We start from the raw sequence: 16,118 nt of genomic DNA on the forward strand, positions 1-16,118 counted from the left end.
TTATATATGGCCTGAGGTCTCTACTTAGCTACCCGCGATAACTCTTTTAATTTTTGCCAGACGCGTTTCCTGATTTTCCTGATAGTTGGAGGCAAGGGCAAAGCGGCCCTGCCTATCCATCATGTAAATTGTGACCTGATGATCGACGGTATAATCACCATCACTGGTGGGAACCTTGCGATAAAAAGCCTTAAAGCTGCGCGCAATTTCGGCAATCTGATCCGGTGTTCCGGTCAGGCCGATGATGCGTTCATCGAAGTTTGAAAGATAGGTTTCAATCAGTTCTGGCGTATCGCGTTCAGGATCAACGGAGATGAAAACAATATTGAGCTTATCCGCATCTGGCCCAAGCTCTTTCATATCCTGTGTCAGGTCAAAGAGTGTTGTCGGGCAGACTTCCGGGCAATGGGTGAAGCCGAAGAAGACGAGATAAGGTTTACCTTTCAGGCTTTCACTTGAGAAGGGCTTACCTTTCACATCTGTCAAAGTGAACGGTCCACCGATCGCAGCTGAGCCGCTTCCGCTTGTCCGCTCATTTCCGGCCAGAAAATAGAAGGCACCGGATAGTAACCCGATTGCAATAAACGCGAATGCCAGCACAGCCAGAAATTTGCGATTCATACCCTTCTCCCGTTGTTAGCTTTTCATAACGCGGGAGCTGGTTATTGTCACGCCTCTACTTTTTTGCAGGTTTGAGAAGCCATGGAGCTGAAATTCCAAGGGCCAGAGCAAAAAGAATGAGGATGGCCCGTGTGGCGTTTGCTCCGGCATCAATTAAAAATGCCATAGCCACATCGTTCGAAGGCTCTCTCGCGACAGAAAGCAGGCTGCGGATGGTGTTAAACATTGGAACACCGGGGACCATTGGTATCGCAGCACTGATTGCCAGAACAGGGGTGGCCTGTCGCAAGCGCTTGGACCAAATTTTTGCAAACAGACCAATGGTATAAGCAGCAATCAAGGTGCCCATTACAAGGTCACTGTTCATATAGACACAGAGGTCTCTGATAAGGTGTCCGAGAATTGCCAGAATGGCAACTTTCCATAAGCTGCTTGGGTGAGAGTTGAATAGCATGGCAAAGCCGATGGCTGCCGGAGCTGCCCAGAGCTGTGTTAGCCAAGGATACCAGTTCATTGCCATCTCTCAGCTTACGATACGAAGGGCGACACTCATGCCGAGTGACAGGCTGGTGATCATGGTCAAGCCCATGGTGAGACGAATGAGTGCATTGAGGTAGCTGCCATTGAGCATATCAGATGCGCCATTAATCAGCGGCACACCGGGGATAAGAAACAGTACAGAAGCGGCAATAGCCAAGTTCGGTGTGCTTGTAAAAGACTGTAAGGTACCGGCAATAAGTGTCGCTACAAATGCGGCAATTGCCGTTACTATAAATGGTTTATAGTGTTTTTGCGCCAACAGGTAGCGTGTTGTCATTCCGATCATTCCGGCAATGAATGCAATCAAAATTGTATATGCATCGCCTAAAAACATCGCTGCAAAACCTGCACAGGCCAGCCCGACACAGGGCAAGAGCACCCATGGTGGATAATAGGGTTTTGGCAAATAAAGTTTATCAACGATACGCTCAAACGCTTCCAGTGTGATCCGTTTTTTCTCAAGTGCAAGTAAGGCCCGTTCCATGCCTGTCAGGGCTCTGAAGTTTACACCCATATGGGGTGAGCGGCGCATGCCGGTAAATATCTCGCCTTTATATTTGATTGTCAGAGACATGCTCAGTGATGACACCATGGTATCAACACGCTCAACATCAAGTGCAGTGGCGACCCGCCGCATTGTACTTTCAGTGCGGGCGGCATCGCCGCCGGACTGGTGCACCAGAACAGCGGCTTTCAGTGCAACTTCAACAACAGAATGTGGCCTCAGAGATGTCATCGACTTTTATTTCACTTCTTAGGGGCAGACCTTGTTTTTCAAGCTATCAGAAATATTGGTATTTCAAAATATAGGGCGCTTATACGCCAGATGTTGAAGAATGGGGATGCGACAATATCTGTCGGTTGTATACCTTACCATAAAGATGCTCTAAGAGGTGTTGGATTCTTATTGCAACCGAGCGGATAATTTTGTCTGAAGCAGCCAGTTCTACACGGCAGAGAGATTTGCCGTTGATTACATTTGAAAACGTTGATCTGCAACGGGCCGGGCGCAAGTTGTTCAGCGGATTTTCTCTATCGGTTACAGAACACCGTATCGGATTGGTTGGGCATAATGGCTCAGGCAAAAGCAGCCTCTTACGTTTGATCCACGGGCTGTTGAAACCTGATGCGGGTACCGTTCGCACACTTGGGTTAGATACCGCGAAAGAGGCAAGTCAGCTTCCGGCTCAGGTCGGGTTTTTGTTCCAGAACCCCGATCATCAGATTCTCTTCCCGACAGTTAGTGAAGAAATCAGTTTTGGCCTGCTCAATCAGGGTTTGCATGCATCAGAGGTTGATCAGCGGGTTAAAGCTATTCTGACAGATTATGGCTGTGAGGCATGGGGCAAGAGGGCTGTTGACGAACTTTCTGGTGGCCAGAAACAGCTTGTCTGTCTGATGGCGGTTATGGTTCTGGAGCCACGTCTTCTGCTGCTGGATGAACCTTTCGCAAGCCTTGATTTTGCAACACGCCTTTCCTTTATCAAAAGGATGAGAAAGTTGCAGCCGGGAGCTGTTATTGCTTCGCATGACCTCGAGTTGCTGCAGGATTGTGACCGTGTACTGTGGCTTGAACAGGGTGCAGTCAAGGCAGACGGACACCCAAAAGATATTCTGCCAGCCTATCAGGCTGAAGCCATAGCAAGGGCTGAGAAAGAATTATGATCGCAGGTTATCTGGCACGCGATACATTTCTTCACCGCATCTCTGCGGGTAAAAAGCTGTTACTGCTGGCCGGGATAAGTGTAGCATTTCCTTTTGTCCACTGGATCTGGTTCCCTGGTATTGTTCTATCGCTGGTTCTTGTGGCTTACGCGTTATGCGGCAGGGAAGCCTTGAAGCGTTTGCTGGCCATGCGGATGCTGATTTTATTTCTGGTGTTCATTGGGCTGTTTCAGGTTTACAGCACGGACTGGATCACCGGCCTCAATATGGTTTTGCGGTTATTATCCATGATCCTGCTTGCTGATCTTGTGACATTATCTTCAACGATGCAGGAGATGATGAATGCTATTCAGCCTCTGCTCAGGCCATTTGCACGATTTGGGGTGAGCCCGCATCGGGTTTCACTTGCTGTGGCGCTGGTTCTGCGATTTATTCCGTATCTACTTGTGAGCTGGCGTGAGCGCGATGAGGCGTATCGGGCCCGTACAGGTAAAAGGGGAGGGATAAAGATTATTGCCCCCTTTATTGTTGAGACAATGCATCTTGCCGACCGTGTTGCGGAAACTCTTGATGCGCGTGGTTTTGGTATTAATACAGATAAGAACAGAGGAATTGGATCATGAAGTGGACATTCACAACAGGTGACTTTGTACGCATTGCCCTGTTCGCTGCGATCATTGCCGCCCTTGGTGTTCTGCCGCTTTGGGTCAGTCCTCCATTTCTTGGTGGTGTTCCGATATCTATCCAGTCACTTGGTGTTATGTTGGCTGGCGTGGTGATTGGTGCCCGGCTCGGCTTCTTTTCTGTTCTGCTCCTGATGTTCGTTGTGCTTCTGGGTGCACCTGTCCTGTCTGGTGGTCGTGGTGGTCTTGGTGTTCTCTACGGGCCAACAGCCGGCTTCTTTATCGGCTGGTTGCCAGCTGTACTGACTGTTGGTTGGTTAAACCGGGTACTTCCTGTGACTAATGCAATGGTAAGGGCAATTATTGCGTCAATTGTTGGCGGAATTATTGTTCTCTACATGTGCGGTATTCCAATGATGTCCTGGCGTACCGGTCTCAGTTTCGACAAGACGTTCTTTGCAATGCTTGCTTTCATTCCGCTGGATGTGGTGAAGGCTGTAGCGGTTGGCTATATCGCCCAAACACTTCAGCGTTGGGAAACGCCAAAAGATGAAGAAGTATAATCTTAACCAGAAAATACGTTGTTGCTTAAGATGTTCTTGCTTTGAAAAACGATAGGAATAAAGTGTCCGTATTCCTAAATAGCTCGTGCTCTGTGGAGTTTTCTAATGTCGCGCATCGTTTTTGTTAATGGGTCTTACGTTCCTTTTGAAGAAGCAAATATCTCGATTATGGATCGAGGCTTCCTGTTTGCTGATGGTATCTATGAAGTCAGTGCAGTCGTGAACGGCAAACTCGTTGACAATGAAGCGCATATGGCCCGCCTTGATCGCTGCCTGAAAGAAATTGATATCGTTAATCCATATAGCTATGAGCAGTGGATTGAGATTGAGAAGGAACTTGTAAAACGCAATGAGCTGAAAGAAGGCTGCGTCTACATGCAGGTGACTCGCGGAGCGGCAGAGCGCGATTTCTCTTATGACAAATCCATCAAGCCAACTGTTGTGGCTTTTACGCAGGTTAAAAATATCGTCAATAATCCAGCCGCTGAGACAGGTGGTAAGGCCATCAGCGTTGAAGACATTCGCTGGGCGCGCCGTGATATCAAATCTGTTGGACTGCTTGCTCAGGTTTTTGCCAAACAGGCAGCTAAGGAAGCCGGAGCTGTTGAGGCCCTGATGGTTCAGGACGGTTATGTTACAGAAGGTGGCTCTTCTACTGCCTTTATCATTGCTGGTGACAAGATTATTACACGACCATTGTCCCGCGCCATTCTGCCGGGCATTACACGTCTGACAGTGATGCGTCTGGCCAATGAAAAGAACCTGACGATTGAAGAACGCCTGTTTACACTGGAAGAAGCTTTTGCAGCAGATGAAGCCTTTATTACGAGTGCAACAACATTCGTTATGCCAATCGTTTCAATCGACGGCAAACAGGTTGGTTCTGGTAAGCCCGGCCCACTGACAAAGCGTCTGCGTGCGCTTTATCTGGAAATGGCTGGAGCCTGAGTGCTAAAGCTTCCGGAGACCTGAGATGTGTGGACGATATGCCCTGACCCTGTCTCCGGAAATTTTGCGTGAGTTCTACGATTACGTAGAACAACCTAATTTTCCACCCCGTTATAATATCGCTCCAACACAGCCAGTGCCTGTTGTTGTGCAGGATAGCCGCGTCCGGCATTTCCGTCTGATGCGCTGGGGCTTTATTCCGGAATGGGTCAAGGATCCAGGTGCATTTCCACTTCTGGTAAATGCACGTTCTGAAAGCCTTCGCTACAAACCATCTTTCAAAACGGCAATCCGCCATCGGCGCTGTATTTTTATGGCCGATGCCTTCTATGAATGGAAACGTACAGGTAATGACAAACAGCCCTTCATGTTTCGGATGAAATCAGGGGGCCCATTACCAATGGCGGGGCTATGGGAAACTTATGCCGACCCCGATGGGGGTGAAATTGATACCGTTGCGGTCGTCACGACCAATGCCAATGGTTTGATGGCACCCATTCATGACAGGATGCCGGTTATCCTTGGTGAAGAGGGTATCAAGCGTTGGCTTGCAACTGGTGTCTATTCGGTCAAGGAAGCCTTAGCAGAGGCGAAAGCCTGCCCCGATGACTGGTTGAATATGACGCCTGTTTCCAAGCGCATTAATAGCGCACGAGAGGATGATGCGGATTTACAGGTTCCGGTGGAACTGAAGAAAGAGCTGCTGGGCCCTAAGAAGAATGAGGGGCCAGTGCAGGGAAGTCTCTTCTGATCCTGTCTTCAGACGGCGTTCATACCGCCATCAACGCTGTAGACACTGCCATTACAGAATGATGCGGCGTCTGATGCGAGGAAGGCTACAAGCTCGGCAACTTCTTCTGGTGCACCGTAGCGGCGCATTGGAACGATGGCAGCCGTTCTGTCATGGTTTTCTTTTTCATTGCCCTGACCAGAATTGATGGACTTCATCATCCGGCTTTCAATTGGGCCGGGATTGACGGTATTGACCCGCACACCATGTTGCCCGGCTTCTGCCGCTGCTGAGCGCATCAAGCCAATAACGGCGTGCTTGGATGTGTTGTATGCGGCAATGCCTGCACCACCCGTGAGGCCTGCAATGCTTGATGTATTGACGATACTGCCCGAGCCTTGGGCGTACATAACAGGCAACACATATTTGAGACCTAAGAAGACACCCGTCACATTAACTTCCATAACCTTCTGGAAGCCTGAGAGGGGAAAGTCCGCAAGTGGGCTGACAGGCCCTTCAATCCCGGCATTGATGAAGAAGAAGTCAATTTTGCCGAAAGCTTCTTGTGTTGCTGCAACATAAGATTTTACAGAATCCTCGTTGGTGACAACGCCTTCCAGAGTGACGAGTTTGGTCTCTGCCGGGAGCATGGATTTCAGGATGCTGAAATCTGCACCCTTCATGTCAACGGCAGCAATCCGTGCGCCTCTTTCTGCAAGGAGCTTTGCCGTTGTTCTGCCAATCAGGCCGGCTGCTCCGGTAATAAGAGCAACCTTGCCATTCAAAAGAGATTTATTTGTCATAATTCTGTCCTTTCATCATAGAGATGAGTCGTGCCTCAGCACCAGCAGGACAGATGTTATTAAATAGCTATATAACTTGCTCTTCGACGAAGGTTTGTGATTGGGCGGAGCAATGCGTTAAAACACATGGCTGGTCACATAAGCTTATGGTTATGAAATACGGCGTCTCAATTTCTTCTTTATTTGCTTTGTAAACAAGCTGACCGTCTCGACGTGCGTGCTATAGGTGAACTGATCAACCGGGATAACCTGCTCAAGTGTATATCCGCCGTTTATCATAATAGCAGCATCACGAGCGAATGTACCCGGATCACATGAAACACTGACGATACGCGGCACATTCGCACCTGCAATCTGACGGGCCTGTGCTTCTGCACCTGCGCGTGGCGGATCCATGACAATGCAGTCGTAGGATTCAAGTTCCGGCTTCAGGAGAGGGCGTCGGAAGAGGTCGCGTGTTTCGGTGCTGATCCGGCGCAAGCCTTGTGAGACGCGGTATGCTTTATCAAGAGCTGCTAAGGATGCTGCATCAGATTCAACCGCATGGACTTCCGCTTTCTGGGCAAGTCGCAGGGCAAAAGGCCCGCAACCTGAGAAGAGATCCGCAACTTTTTTCGTACCTTCTGCAAACTTTAATACATGCGAGGCGAGTGTTAGTTCACCCTGTTCCGTTGCCTGAAGAAATCCGCCAGCTGGTGGAATGACACTGGAAGCGCCCATTTTAACGGAAGGAGATTTTCTCTCGACCAGAACATCGCCATGAATTGCAATGCGCGCAAGATCAAGTATCTCTGCAAGTACAATAAGCTTTTGGCGTAAGCTGTCTGAAGCCTGACCATGTCCACGGATATCGACATCGAGGCCATGATCACTGGCAGTAAACTGAATGCTGACAGGTTTGGACTTAAACCCGAGAACCTTGCCAATTTCGCGTGCGATATTAGGAGCTTTATGGAGCGCAGGTACTGTGACAGGGCAATGATCAATGGCAACAAGGGCATGGCTGCGGGGGGCCATGAAACCTGCTTCAATAACCTTATTGATGTAGCGGATGTGCAGGGTCATACGGCGGCGCCCATCACCATGGGCATCTTCTAAAACAGCAATATCTGTTTCAATATTTGCCTGCTTCAGGGCCATTACAACGATATCGCGTTTCCATGTCTGATACATGCTGGCAGACATGTGTTGCGTGGCGCAACCACCGCAATTGTCGTAATAGGCGCAGAATGCCTTGATACGTTCACTTGACGGTTTCAGAACCTCCACAAGACGGATATTGCCATCTTCCCGATCAACCAGAACTTCTTCACCTGGCAGGGTTCCTGCAACATAGACAGGACGGTTGCCATCAAAGGCAATACCATCGCCTTTAGCACCGAGTTTCTGGATAAGTAGCTGTTCAGACATTTTACGCTCCAACGGGAACCTGTGCTCCAAGAAGGAACTCGCGGTTCCCGTCTCCGCCTTCAATGGGTGAAGGCACTAGACCCGTTACATGAAGGCCGAGACTTGTAAAGAAAACTTCCATGTCACGACAGACTGCCATGTGTATGGCGGCATCACGAACAATGCCCTTTTTTACGTGATCGCGACCTGCTTCGAACTGCGGCTTCACCAGAACAGCAAGTTTTGCACCTGCCTTGAGAAGTGGAAGGACTGGTGGAATAACGAGCTTTAGGGAAATAAAACTGACATCAGACACAAGAAGATCAATGGCTTCCGGTACAAGGGTACTGTCAACTTTACGGGCGTCTGTCCCTTCAAGATTTATGATGCGGTGATCATTGGCAATGGTGGGGTGTAGCTGACCATGGCCAACATCAACGGCGTAAACGCGCCTTGCACCTGCTTCAAGCAGAACCTGACAGAAGCCACCCGTTGAGGCACCAATATCAATGCAGACCTGATCTGTTGCATCAATTTTGAAAACCTCGAGGGCTTCTTTCAGTTTCAGACCGCCGCGAGATACGTAAGGGTGTGCGGCCTGCGCCGTTATTTTGGCATCCATATCAATTGGTTCGGAAGGCTTTTTGACAGGCTTGCCGTCAACAATAACAAGGCCTGCTGCAATAGCAGCCTGTGCTTTGGCACGGCTTTCAAAAATGCCAAGCTCAACAAGTGCTACATCTGCCCGCTTTCGCACAATCAGTTCCGTCTTAATTAGGCTCTGTGAGCCTGTGTCAGTGGAACTTCCTTGCCGAAGGCGCTGAAAACAGCTTTCACGATATTGGCTGCATTCAGGCCTGCTTCCGCATACATGTTATTGACGTTGCCGTGATCAATATAAACATCTGGCAGAATAAGCGGACGGACTTTCAAGCCTTTGTCGAGAGCGCCGTTCATGGCAAGGAGTTGGAGGACATGGCTGCCAAAGCCACCGATGCTACCTTCTTCAACCGTGATCAGAACTTCATGTTCTTTGGCTAGGCGCAGAACCAGCTCTTCATCAAGAGGTTTGGCAAAGCGTGCGTCTGCAACAGTTGTTGAGATGCCCGCAGCTTCAAGCTCTTCTGCAGCTTTGAGGCTTTCGGACAGGCGTGTACCAAGGGAGAGAATGGCAACACGCGTTCCTTCCTTGATAATACGGCCTTTGCCTATTGCAAGTGGAATACCCTGCTGTGGCAACTCAACGCCAACACCGTCACCACGTGGGTAGCGGAAGGCAATCGGGCCATCATCATAAGCGGCGGCCGTCGCAACCATATGAACAAGCTCAGCCTCATCAGCGGCGGCCATAATTGCCATATGCGGCAGACATCCAAGATAAGCGATATCGAACGCACCTGCATGTGTCGGACCATCCGCCCCAACCAGACCAGCCCTGTCTATGGCAAAGCGGACAGGAAGGTTCTGGAGCGAGACATCATGGGCAACCTGATCAAAGGCACGTTGCAGGAAGGTTGAGTAAATGGCACAGAAAGGCTTGTAACCTTCTGTTGCCAGACCGGCTGCAAAAGTCACGGCATGCTGCTCTGCAATGCCGGTATCAAAAGTACGTTCCGGAAAGCGTTCCCCGAAGAAATCAAGGCCTGTACCGGTTGGCATTGCGGCTGTTACAGCGACAATCCTGTCGTCCTTTTCAGCGGCTTTAACGAGACTTTCTGCAAAGACCTTGGTGTAGCTTGGGGCATTGCTCTTTGGCTTGACCTGCTCACCGGAAACGACGTTGAAAACACCCACGCCGTGATATTTATCAGCCGCGTTTTCAGCTGGTGCGTAGCCTTTTCCCTTCTGGGTGACAACGTGAACCAGAACTGGGCCATTACCACTGTCACGGACATTTTTCAGGATAGGCAACAGATGATCAAGATTGTGTCCGTCAATCGGGCCGACATAGTAGAAACCAAGTTCTTCAAATAATGTGCCACTGCCAGCCAGAAAGCCGCGTGCATATTCTTCAGCCTTCTGGGCCTTGTCGTAAAAGAACTGCGGGAGCTTTTTTGCAAGCTGCTTCGCTGTTTCACGTAGCGAGCGATAGGTGCCGCCAGAAACAAGCCGTGCCAGATAAGCTGACATGGCGCCAACCGGGCGGGCAATGGACATGTCATTGTCGTTGAGAATGACAATCAGGCGTGACTTCATTGCGCCGGCATTATTCAGGGCCTCATAGGCCATACCAGCCGACATTGCGCCATCGCCGATCACGCAGATGACATTATTCTGTTCGCCCTTGAGGTCACGAGCAGCAGCCATGCCAAGGCCCGCTGAAATGGACGTTGATGAATGCGCCGCACCGAATGGGTCATACGGGCTTTCAGCGCGCTTGGTAAAACCGGAAAGGCCCTTGTGCTGACGAAGGGTACGGATGCGACTGCGACGGTCCGTTAGAATTTTATGAGGATAGGCCTGATGCCCGACATCCCAGATAAGACGATCATCCGGTGTGTTGAAGACATAGTGGAGGGCAACAGTCAGCTCGATAACGCCCAAGCCCGCGCCCAGATGGCCACCTGTAATCGATACAGCATTGATGGTTTCCTGACGTAACTCGTCAGCAACTTGCTGGAGCTGGGTTTCTGGCAGCTGGCGTAAGAGGTCTGGTGTTTTGATCTCGTCCAGCAAAGGGGTCTGAGTATCAGCTGTCACGCAGCTTATCCTTCCCTGAAGCTTTCATCCCATAGGGAGAAGCTTTTGTCTTGGTTGTTATCAAGCATAGCATCGACCTGAAAAATGATCAGGTCGATAAGCTTAAGTTATTAACCTTCAACGTCGAGAGGCGTTGTTCCAGAGGCCTCACCCGTGGGCCCGGTCGTGATTTTATCAATGCGGGCCTGTGCGCTTTTGAGAAGGGTTTCGCAGTGCTTCTTCAGCGCTTCACCACGTTCATAAATGGCAATGGAATCTTCCAGTGGCACATCACCACGCTCAAGACGTCTGACAATTCCTTCGAGCTCTTCAAGAGCCTTCTCGAAGGGAAGCGAAGTGACAGGCGTATTCTCGTTGTTATCCATAATATGACCTTCATAAGAGAGTGCTACAATGCCTCTCTTTAGTGAATCAGGTTTAAGCTGATATCTGTTGTGCAAACAAGTGCAGATTTAATCAATGGCATATTTCAGCATTTTTCCAGCAGATAACTGGTAGATTAACAGCTGGAACGAACTGGAAAACAGAATACTTCGCCTTCAAAGGCATCTGCCCCGCGCCCAATACTTCTGATAGCATCTACCATTCGGCCGTTTCGGTTCAAAATGTCATCTGCAAGCTGCACAAGGTGAATATTTGGGGTCGCACAGGGGGATTGCTGGCGTAACTCTTGTGCGAGCTGGCTTTCACTATAAGCAGGCATCAGATCACAGGTTGCGATAAAAGCTGCTGCCGGAGAACGACTGACACCCGCAAAACAGTGAATGATCAGAGGGGAGGTCTGATCCCATGAGCGTGTGAAGTCCAGTATTGACTGAATATGGTTGACCTGTGCCAGCACATAACCCTCTTTGGGAGCAGTGATATCTGCAAATTCGATCACCCTGTGCTCTGAAATACTGGAAGTATTGATTTCAGATAAGCTTCTTTTGTCTGTGACAAGAGAAAGGATGTTTGTAGGCCGTATGTCTTGCATAAGCTGTGCCAGACAGGACAGGGGGGAGATATAAATAGCTGGCATGTTCTTATATATCAAACCGTTTTGAATTCACATGATAAAGTTTTATTTGAAAATTAATTATTGAATTGTTTTCTTTTTTGCATCAGAAAGGCCGTTATATAAAGAATTAATAATTTGTGGAGCGTGGATGTTTCCCAAACAATACCAGCCTTTAAAGGTGGGGGATACTCTTATACCTGTCTTGATGCATAAGATTATGCCGCTTGGTATTCTCTCTGCTGCAATTTGCGGAATGCTTGTGCTTGCCCCTATGCTTGTTATCGTCGGCCTTATTGATAAACCAGATGTGGTTCTTGAATCAATGAGGGGGCCTAACAGACATATCTGGCTTTACGCTGGCCTGGCATGGTGTGCAGGGCTGGTATTTAATATTTTTTGCGGCATCCTGCTCGGTAAGAGGCGCATCCATATTGAGCCTGATTACCTGATTGTCAGGACAGTTATGGGCCATGAAAAACGCATCAGTACGCGCGAAGTCACTAAGGTTTCAACGCATTTTTCGCTGGAATCAATGCAGGCTTCTATGAATATCCGTTACCAGAATGGTGATCAGGAAACGATCAGTTGTGCAGGTATTCACAGCAGGGATGTCTCCCGGCTGGCAGAGTTTCTCTGTCCAACAGTTTCTTTGAGAATTTCATAAATCTTCACATAAGTTCTGCAGCTCTTTTCAAGAAAGCTGCCTGTACTTCTGCAATGGGTTTGGGGTGCAGAAGGTCGGAGATTTGTTTCGTTCCGATTTTAGGTTTGCCGAATAGCTCTAATGCTTCTTCCTCCGAGAAGCCGGCCAGATGGCTGGCTTCAAAATAAGCAGCGTGTTGATCTGCTTCTTTAACAAGGCGGCTCACAGATTTGGGGGCTGAAGCGGGGAGTTTGAAGTAGACATGGATGGCTGACATCAGTCTGGCTTCCACCTCTTTATAGGTTCCGCCGATGATTGCCTTGAAGGGTGAGATCATATCTCCGATAACATATTCAGGGGCATCGTGGATGAGGGCTGCCAGCTGGATGGATTTATCCAGATCGGGATTAAGGATGCTGATAATACGCTCAACCAGCAGTGAGTGCTGGGCGACAGAATAGATATGTTCGCCGGTTGTCTGACCATTCCAGCGCGCAACGCGGGATAGCCCGTGTGCAATATCTTCAAGCTCAACATCAATCGGCGCGGGGTTGATGAGATCAAGCCGACGCCCGGAGAGCATCCGCTGCCAAACACGCTGCTGATTATCGAATATCTTGCTCATAGTTTCCGGGCGAGCTCGGCACATTCTTCATGACGGAAGCAGCTGACCATATGATCATTGACCATGCCGACAGCCTGCATGAAGGCGTAAACGATGGTTGGTCCGCAGAAATTAAAGCCTTTCTTCCGTAAATCTTTGGAGATTTTCTTTGAAAGCTCTGTTTCTGCGAGAACATCATCTCTGGTTCTCAACTGGTTCTGGATTGGTCTGCCGTCAAGGAAATCCCAGAGATAATTTGAGAACCCCTGTTTTTCCTGTATTTCCAGATAGGCTTTTGCGCTTGCAATTGTGCTCGTAATTTTTAAGCGATTACGGACAATGCCCGTATCCTGCATCAGCTCTTCAACTTTTGCGTCATCGAAGTGAATGATCTTCTCAGGTTCGAAGCCTGCAAAAGCCTTACGAAAATTATCGCGCTTGCGTAAGATTGTGATCCATGAAAGTCCGGCCTGAAAACCATCAAGAATGAGCTTTTCAAACAGCGCGCGGTCATCAAATTCCGGAACGCCCCATTCTTCGTCATGATAAGCAACGTAAAGCGGGTCTACGCCCGGCCATGCACAGCGTGTTTTGCCATCTTCATGAAGAATGATCCATTCGTCAGACATTTTAATCCCCTGTGCTTTTCAGCGGAAATGCAAATGTTGCCCATTCTGGCTTTTCGGGAGACAGAACAGCTTCACCGCAGATAATCGGAAGTCCGGCTTCAATGGCATCAGATGCTTTATCAAGGCGAACCATAATCAGAACGGTATCTCTGGTAGACGATCCGCTTTTTCCAATCAACCGATCCCCCACTGTGACATCTTGAAGAGGGGTGGGAGGCGTGCCCGTAAAACCGGCCTTGATAAAACGTGTTCGGGCCGTTCCGCGATGTTGCATGCGTGAGACAATTTCCTGACCGATATAGCAGCCCTTTCCAAAGGAAACACCATGGATCTGGTCCATATCAGCTTCATGAGGAAAACATTCACCAAACACAAAATCTTGCCCACCTTCCGGGATAGCGAGAGAAATTCTATGAATATGATAAGCTTTCTCATCAGTATCAGTGGAAATCGTGCCTTTCTCCGCGATGGCGCGCCAGCCAAGCGCAGCAATACGGGGGTCCTGTGAGGAAGTAAGTGTACCTTCTGGCTGGGCTGCTCCGTCCCATCCGGCAAAGACGCCATAAGTTTGGGCTAAGGCTTCAATTAAAACTTTCGCCCTTAACCGGTAGAAACCAAGACGTTTCATAAAGGCCTCAGCCTGATCTGATGCGATGTCGCAGATGAAACTGCCCTCGGCATTTCTGTAGAGGATAAAATCAAATAAAATCTTACCCTGCGGGGAGAGGAGGGCGCCAAAAACAGATTTCTGATCAATGGTTTCACTGATGTCGCATGTCAGAATGTTCTGGAGGAAACCCTCGGCATCATCACCACTGATTTTTATGATTGCGCGATCATTAAGTTGAGCGACAGCCATCATGTTCTCCCTTGCGTCATGCTATATAGTGACATATTCCGGTTAACGTTGCATCTCAAGTATAGACCACGGAGCAAGATGATGGCCCAGACATTCGATGTTGTTTTAAAAAACGGAACAGTCGTAAATCATGACGGTACCGGTAAACGCGATGTTGGCGTCATAAATGGTACAATCGTTGAAATTGGCGATTTATCAAATGCTTCGGCAGGTAAGGTCATTGATTGTACAGGCTTACATATTCTGCCGGGTGTGATTGATACACAGGTTCATTTCAGAGAGCCAGGACTGGATCATAAGGAAGATCTGCAGACAGGATCACATGCTGCTGTTATGGGCGGTGTGACAGCTGTTTTCGAGATGCCAAACACTAATCCACAGACAACAAGTGCCGATACACTGGCTGACAAGGTCAAGCGTGCGCATCATCGCATGCATTGTGATTTCGCTTTCTGGGTTGGTGGGACGCACGAGAATGTTGCTGACCTTCCTGAGTTGGAACGTTTACCTGCTTCTGCTGGTATCAAGGTATTCATGGGATCATCAACCGGGGATCTTCTCGTTGAAGATGATGAAGGTGTGGCCCGTATTCTTTCCAATATTCGCCGTCGTGCCGCGTTCCACAGTGAAGATGAGGGGATGCTGCGCGCCCGCAAGGATTTACGTATTCCCGGTGATGCGCGCTCCCATCCGGTCTGGAGATCGGCTGAAGTTGCCCTGACATGTACAAAGCGTCTGGTTGAAATTGCCCGTCGTGTACGTGCGCGTATTCATGTTCTGCATATCTCAACAAAAGATGAGATGGATTATCTGGCTGCGCATAAGGATGTGGCAACTGTTGAAGTTACACCGCATCACCTGACGCTTGTTGCACCAGATTGCTATGAACGCCTTGGCTCTTACGCTCAGATGAACCCGCCTGTACGCGATGAAGCGCATCGTCAGGGTATCTGGAACGGTATCACTCAGGGTATTGCGGATGTCCTCGGTTCTGACCACGCCCCACATACCCGTGAGGAAAAGAGCAAGACATACCCAGATACGCCATCAGGCATGACAGGCGTGCAGACACTTGTGCCTATGATGCTTGATCATGTGAATGCAGGCCGTTTGTCTCTGGAGCGTTTTGTTGACCTGACAAGCGCCGGTCCAAAGCGTCTGTTTGGTATTGCCCGTAAGGGGCGGATTGCCGTTGGTTATGACGCCGATTTCACAGTTGTTGATATGAAGAAGAAGCGGACCATTACCAATGACTGGATTGCATCAAAATGTGGCTGGACACCTTATGATGGGGTGACAGTTACGGGCTGGCCGGTGGGTACCATCATTCGTGGTAAAACGGTAATGTGGGAAGATGCACTTGTTGAAGCAGCCCAAGGTGAGGCTGTTCGCTTTGAAGAGGCGCTTAGCTGATTTAAGCAGCTAAAACGAGATATAAAGAAAGCCGCAGATTATGCGGCTTTTTTCTTAAATAAATGAATTTATCCGTTCAGTGTTTTGGCAACAGAGAGAATTCACCTGACTTAATGCGATCCACAAGGCCTGCTGCATATTCAGCAGCAGCATCTTCACCATAGGTGCCAACAAGCTCATGGAAAGCAGCGCAGATAGCAGCCTGCGCAACGAAATCCGTATCAAGGCCATCAAGACGGGCCTCTGCAAATGCTTCGACGACATAGCTGAGGGCAGCGTCTTTCATAGCTGCGCATTCGGCTCTTTCTGTCATCAGGATTTCATTGTCGTTCATAATTCTGCTTCTGATAGGTCGGTTTTTATAAGTAGTAAGGGCACCCTAATGGTT

At 49.1% G+C, this 16,118-nt stretch carries 20 protein-coding genes; 7 read left to right on the forward strand and 13 right to left on the reverse strand.

The window, feature by feature from the left end:
- Positions 1 to 24: 24 nt before the first annotated feature.
- The 3 genes from WJT86_RS04105 to WJT86_RS04115 are packed head-to-tail and all read right to left on the reverse strand — an operon-like array spanning position 25 to position 1,897.
- Complete coding sequence (locus WJT86_RS04105; RefSeq protein ID WP_346336206.1) at positions 25 to 621, reverse strand: SCO family protein; 597 nt, start codon at positions 619 to 621, stop codon at positions 25 to 27.
- Positions 622 to 676: 55 nt separating this feature from the next.
- Positions 677 to 1,135 carry a threonine/serine exporter family protein gene (locus WJT86_RS04110; RefSeq protein ID WP_346336207.1) on the reverse strand — a complete coding sequence of 153 codons (459 nt, stop codon included), beginning with the start codon at positions 1,133 to 1,135 and terminating at the stop codon, positions 677 to 679.
- A 9-nt stretch (positions 1,136 to 1,144) separates the two neighbouring features.
- On the reverse strand, positions 1,145 to 1,897 hold the full coding sequence (locus tag WJT86_RS04115) for a threonine/serine exporter family protein (protein ID WP_346336208.1): 753 nt from the start codon (positions 1,895 to 1,897) through the stop codon (positions 1,145 to 1,147).
- Positions 1,898 to 2,124: 227 nt separating this feature from the next.
- Between WJT86_RS04115 and WJT86_RS04120 the strand changes: the two genes are divergently transcribed.
- From WJT86_RS04120 to WJT86_RS04140, 5 genes are all read left to right on the forward strand, one after another.
- Positions 2,125 to 2,826 carry an energy-coupling factor ABC transporter ATP-binding protein gene (locus WJT86_RS04120; RefSeq protein ID WP_346336209.1) on the forward strand — a complete coding sequence of 234 codons (702 nt, stop codon included), beginning with the start codon at positions 2,125 to 2,127 and terminating at the stop codon, positions 2,824 to 2,826.
- Complete coding sequence (locus WJT86_RS04125) at positions 2,823 to 3,449, forward strand: energy-coupling factor transporter transmembrane component T family protein (protein ID WP_346336210.1); 627 nt, start codon at positions 2,823 to 2,825, stop codon at positions 3,447 to 3,449. The genes WJT86_RS04120 and WJT86_RS04125 overlap by 4 nt, the downstream gene beginning before the upstream one ends.
- On the forward strand, positions 3,446 to 4,012 hold the full coding sequence (locus WJT86_RS04130; protein WP_346336211.1) for a biotin transporter BioY: 567 nt from the start codon (positions 3,446 to 3,448) through the stop codon (positions 4,010 to 4,012). Before WJT86_RS04125 ends, WJT86_RS04130 begins: the two co-directional genes overlap by 4 nt.
- Before the next feature lie 105 nt (positions 4,013 to 4,117).
- A complete protein-coding gene (locus WJT86_RS04135) occupies positions 4,118 to 4,960 on the forward strand; it encodes a D-amino-acid transaminase (protein WP_346336212.1) in 843 nt (280 codons plus the stop codon).
- Between the two features lie 25 nt (positions 4,961 to 4,985).
- Positions 4,986 to 5,711, forward strand: coding sequence for an SOS response-associated peptidase (locus WJT86_RS04140; protein ID WP_346336213.1), 726 nt, complete (start codon positions 4,986 to 4,988; stop codon positions 5,709 to 5,711).
- An 8-nt stretch (positions 5,712 to 5,719) separates the two neighbouring features.
- Here WJT86_RS04140 and WJT86_RS04145 read toward each other — a convergent pair whose 3' ends face one another.
- From WJT86_RS04145 to WJT86_RS04170, 6 genes are all read right to left on the reverse strand, one after another.
- Positions 5,720 to 6,493: an SDR family NAD(P)-dependent oxidoreductase gene (locus tag WJT86_RS04145; RefSeq protein WP_346336214.1), complete on the reverse strand. Its 774-nt coding sequence runs from the start codon at positions 6,491 to 6,493 to the stop codon at positions 5,720 to 5,722.
- 150 nt (positions 6,494 to 6,643) lie between these two features.
- Positions 6,644 to 7,903 carry a class I SAM-dependent RNA methyltransferase gene (locus WJT86_RS04150; RefSeq protein WP_346336216.1) on the reverse strand — a complete coding sequence of 420 codons (1,260 nt, stop codon included), beginning with the start codon at positions 7,901 to 7,903 and terminating at the stop codon, positions 6,644 to 6,646.
- A gap of 1 nt (position 7,904) precedes the next feature.
- The gene (locus WJT86_RS04155) at positions 7,905 to 8,645 is read right to left on the reverse strand and encodes a TlyA family RNA methyltransferase (RefSeq protein ID WP_346336303.1); all 741 of its coding nucleotides are present in this window, start codon (positions 8,643 to 8,645) and stop codon (positions 7,905 to 7,907) included.
- An 11-nt stretch (positions 8,646 to 8,656) separates the two neighbouring features.
- Positions 8,657 to 10,582, reverse strand: a complete 1,926-nt coding sequence (dxs, locus tag WJT86_RS04160; protein WP_346336217.1) for a 1-deoxy-D-xylulose-5-phosphate synthase — start codon at positions 10,580 to 10,582, stop codon at positions 8,657 to 8,659.
- A gap of 110 nt (positions 10,583 to 10,692) precedes the next feature.
- Positions 10,693 to 10,947: an exodeoxyribonuclease VII small subunit gene (locus WJT86_RS04165; protein ID WP_346336218.1), complete on the reverse strand. Its 255-nt coding sequence runs from the start codon at positions 10,945 to 10,947 to the stop codon at positions 10,693 to 10,695.
- A 134-nt stretch (positions 10,948 to 11,081) separates the two neighbouring features.
- A complete protein-coding gene (locus tag WJT86_RS04170; protein ID WP_346336219.1) occupies positions 11,082 to 11,558 on the reverse strand; it encodes a tyrosine phosphatase family protein in 477 nt (158 codons plus the stop codon).
- A gap of 172 nt (positions 11,559 to 11,730) precedes the next feature.
- Here WJT86_RS04170 and WJT86_RS04175 point away from each other — a divergent pair, with 172 nt between their 5' ends.
- The gene (locus tag WJT86_RS04175; RefSeq protein ID WP_346336220.1) at positions 11,731 to 12,246 is read left to right on the forward strand and encodes a hypothetical protein; all 516 of its coding nucleotides are present in this window, start codon (positions 11,731 to 11,733) and stop codon (positions 12,244 to 12,246) included.
- A gap of 4 nt (positions 12,247 to 12,250) precedes the next feature.
- Here WJT86_RS04175 and WJT86_RS04180 read toward each other — a convergent pair whose 3' ends face one another.
- Genes WJT86_RS04180 through ygfZ form a run of 3 tightly spaced genes read right to left on the reverse strand, consistent with a single transcriptional unit; the run spans position 12,251 to position 14,320 of the window.
- A complete protein-coding gene (locus WJT86_RS04180) occupies positions 12,251 to 12,850 on the reverse strand; it encodes an HD family hydrolase (RefSeq protein WP_346336221.1) in 600 nt (199 codons plus the stop codon).
- Positions 12,847 to 13,458, reverse strand: coding sequence for a DNA-3-methyladenine glycosylase I (locus WJT86_RS04185; RefSeq protein ID WP_346336222.1), 612 nt, complete (start codon positions 13,456 to 13,458; stop codon positions 12,847 to 12,849). Before WJT86_RS04185 ends, WJT86_RS04180 begins: the two co-directional genes overlap by 4 nt.
- A 1-nt stretch (position 13,459) precedes the next feature.
- Positions 13,460 to 14,320, reverse strand: a complete 861-nt coding sequence (ygfZ, locus tag WJT86_RS04190) for a CAF17-like 4Fe-4S cluster assembly/insertion protein YgfZ (RefSeq protein ID WP_346336223.1) — start codon at positions 14,318 to 14,320, stop codon at positions 13,460 to 13,462.
- Positions 14,321 to 14,398: 78 nt separating this feature from the next.
- On the opposite strand from ygfZ, the gene WJT86_RS04195 reads away from it, so the two are divergent.
- Complete coding sequence (locus tag WJT86_RS04195) at positions 14,399 to 15,730, forward strand: dihydroorotase (RefSeq protein WP_346336225.1); 1,332 nt, start codon at positions 14,399 to 14,401, stop codon at positions 15,728 to 15,730.
- Positions 15,731 to 15,806: 76 nt separating this feature from the next.
- Here WJT86_RS04195 and WJT86_RS04200 read toward each other — a convergent pair whose 3' ends face one another.
- Positions 15,807 to 16,064: a hypothetical protein gene (locus WJT86_RS04200; RefSeq protein ID WP_346336226.1), complete on the reverse strand. Its 258-nt coding sequence runs from the start codon at positions 16,062 to 16,064 to the stop codon at positions 15,807 to 15,809.
- Positions 16,065 to 16,118: the final 54 nt, after the last annotated feature.

The organism is Hohaiivirga grylli (assembly GCF_039655745.1).
Classification (GTDB): domain Bacteria; phylum Pseudomonadota; class Alphaproteobacteria; order Rhizobiales; family Beijerinckiaceae; genus Hohaiivirga; species Hohaiivirga grylli.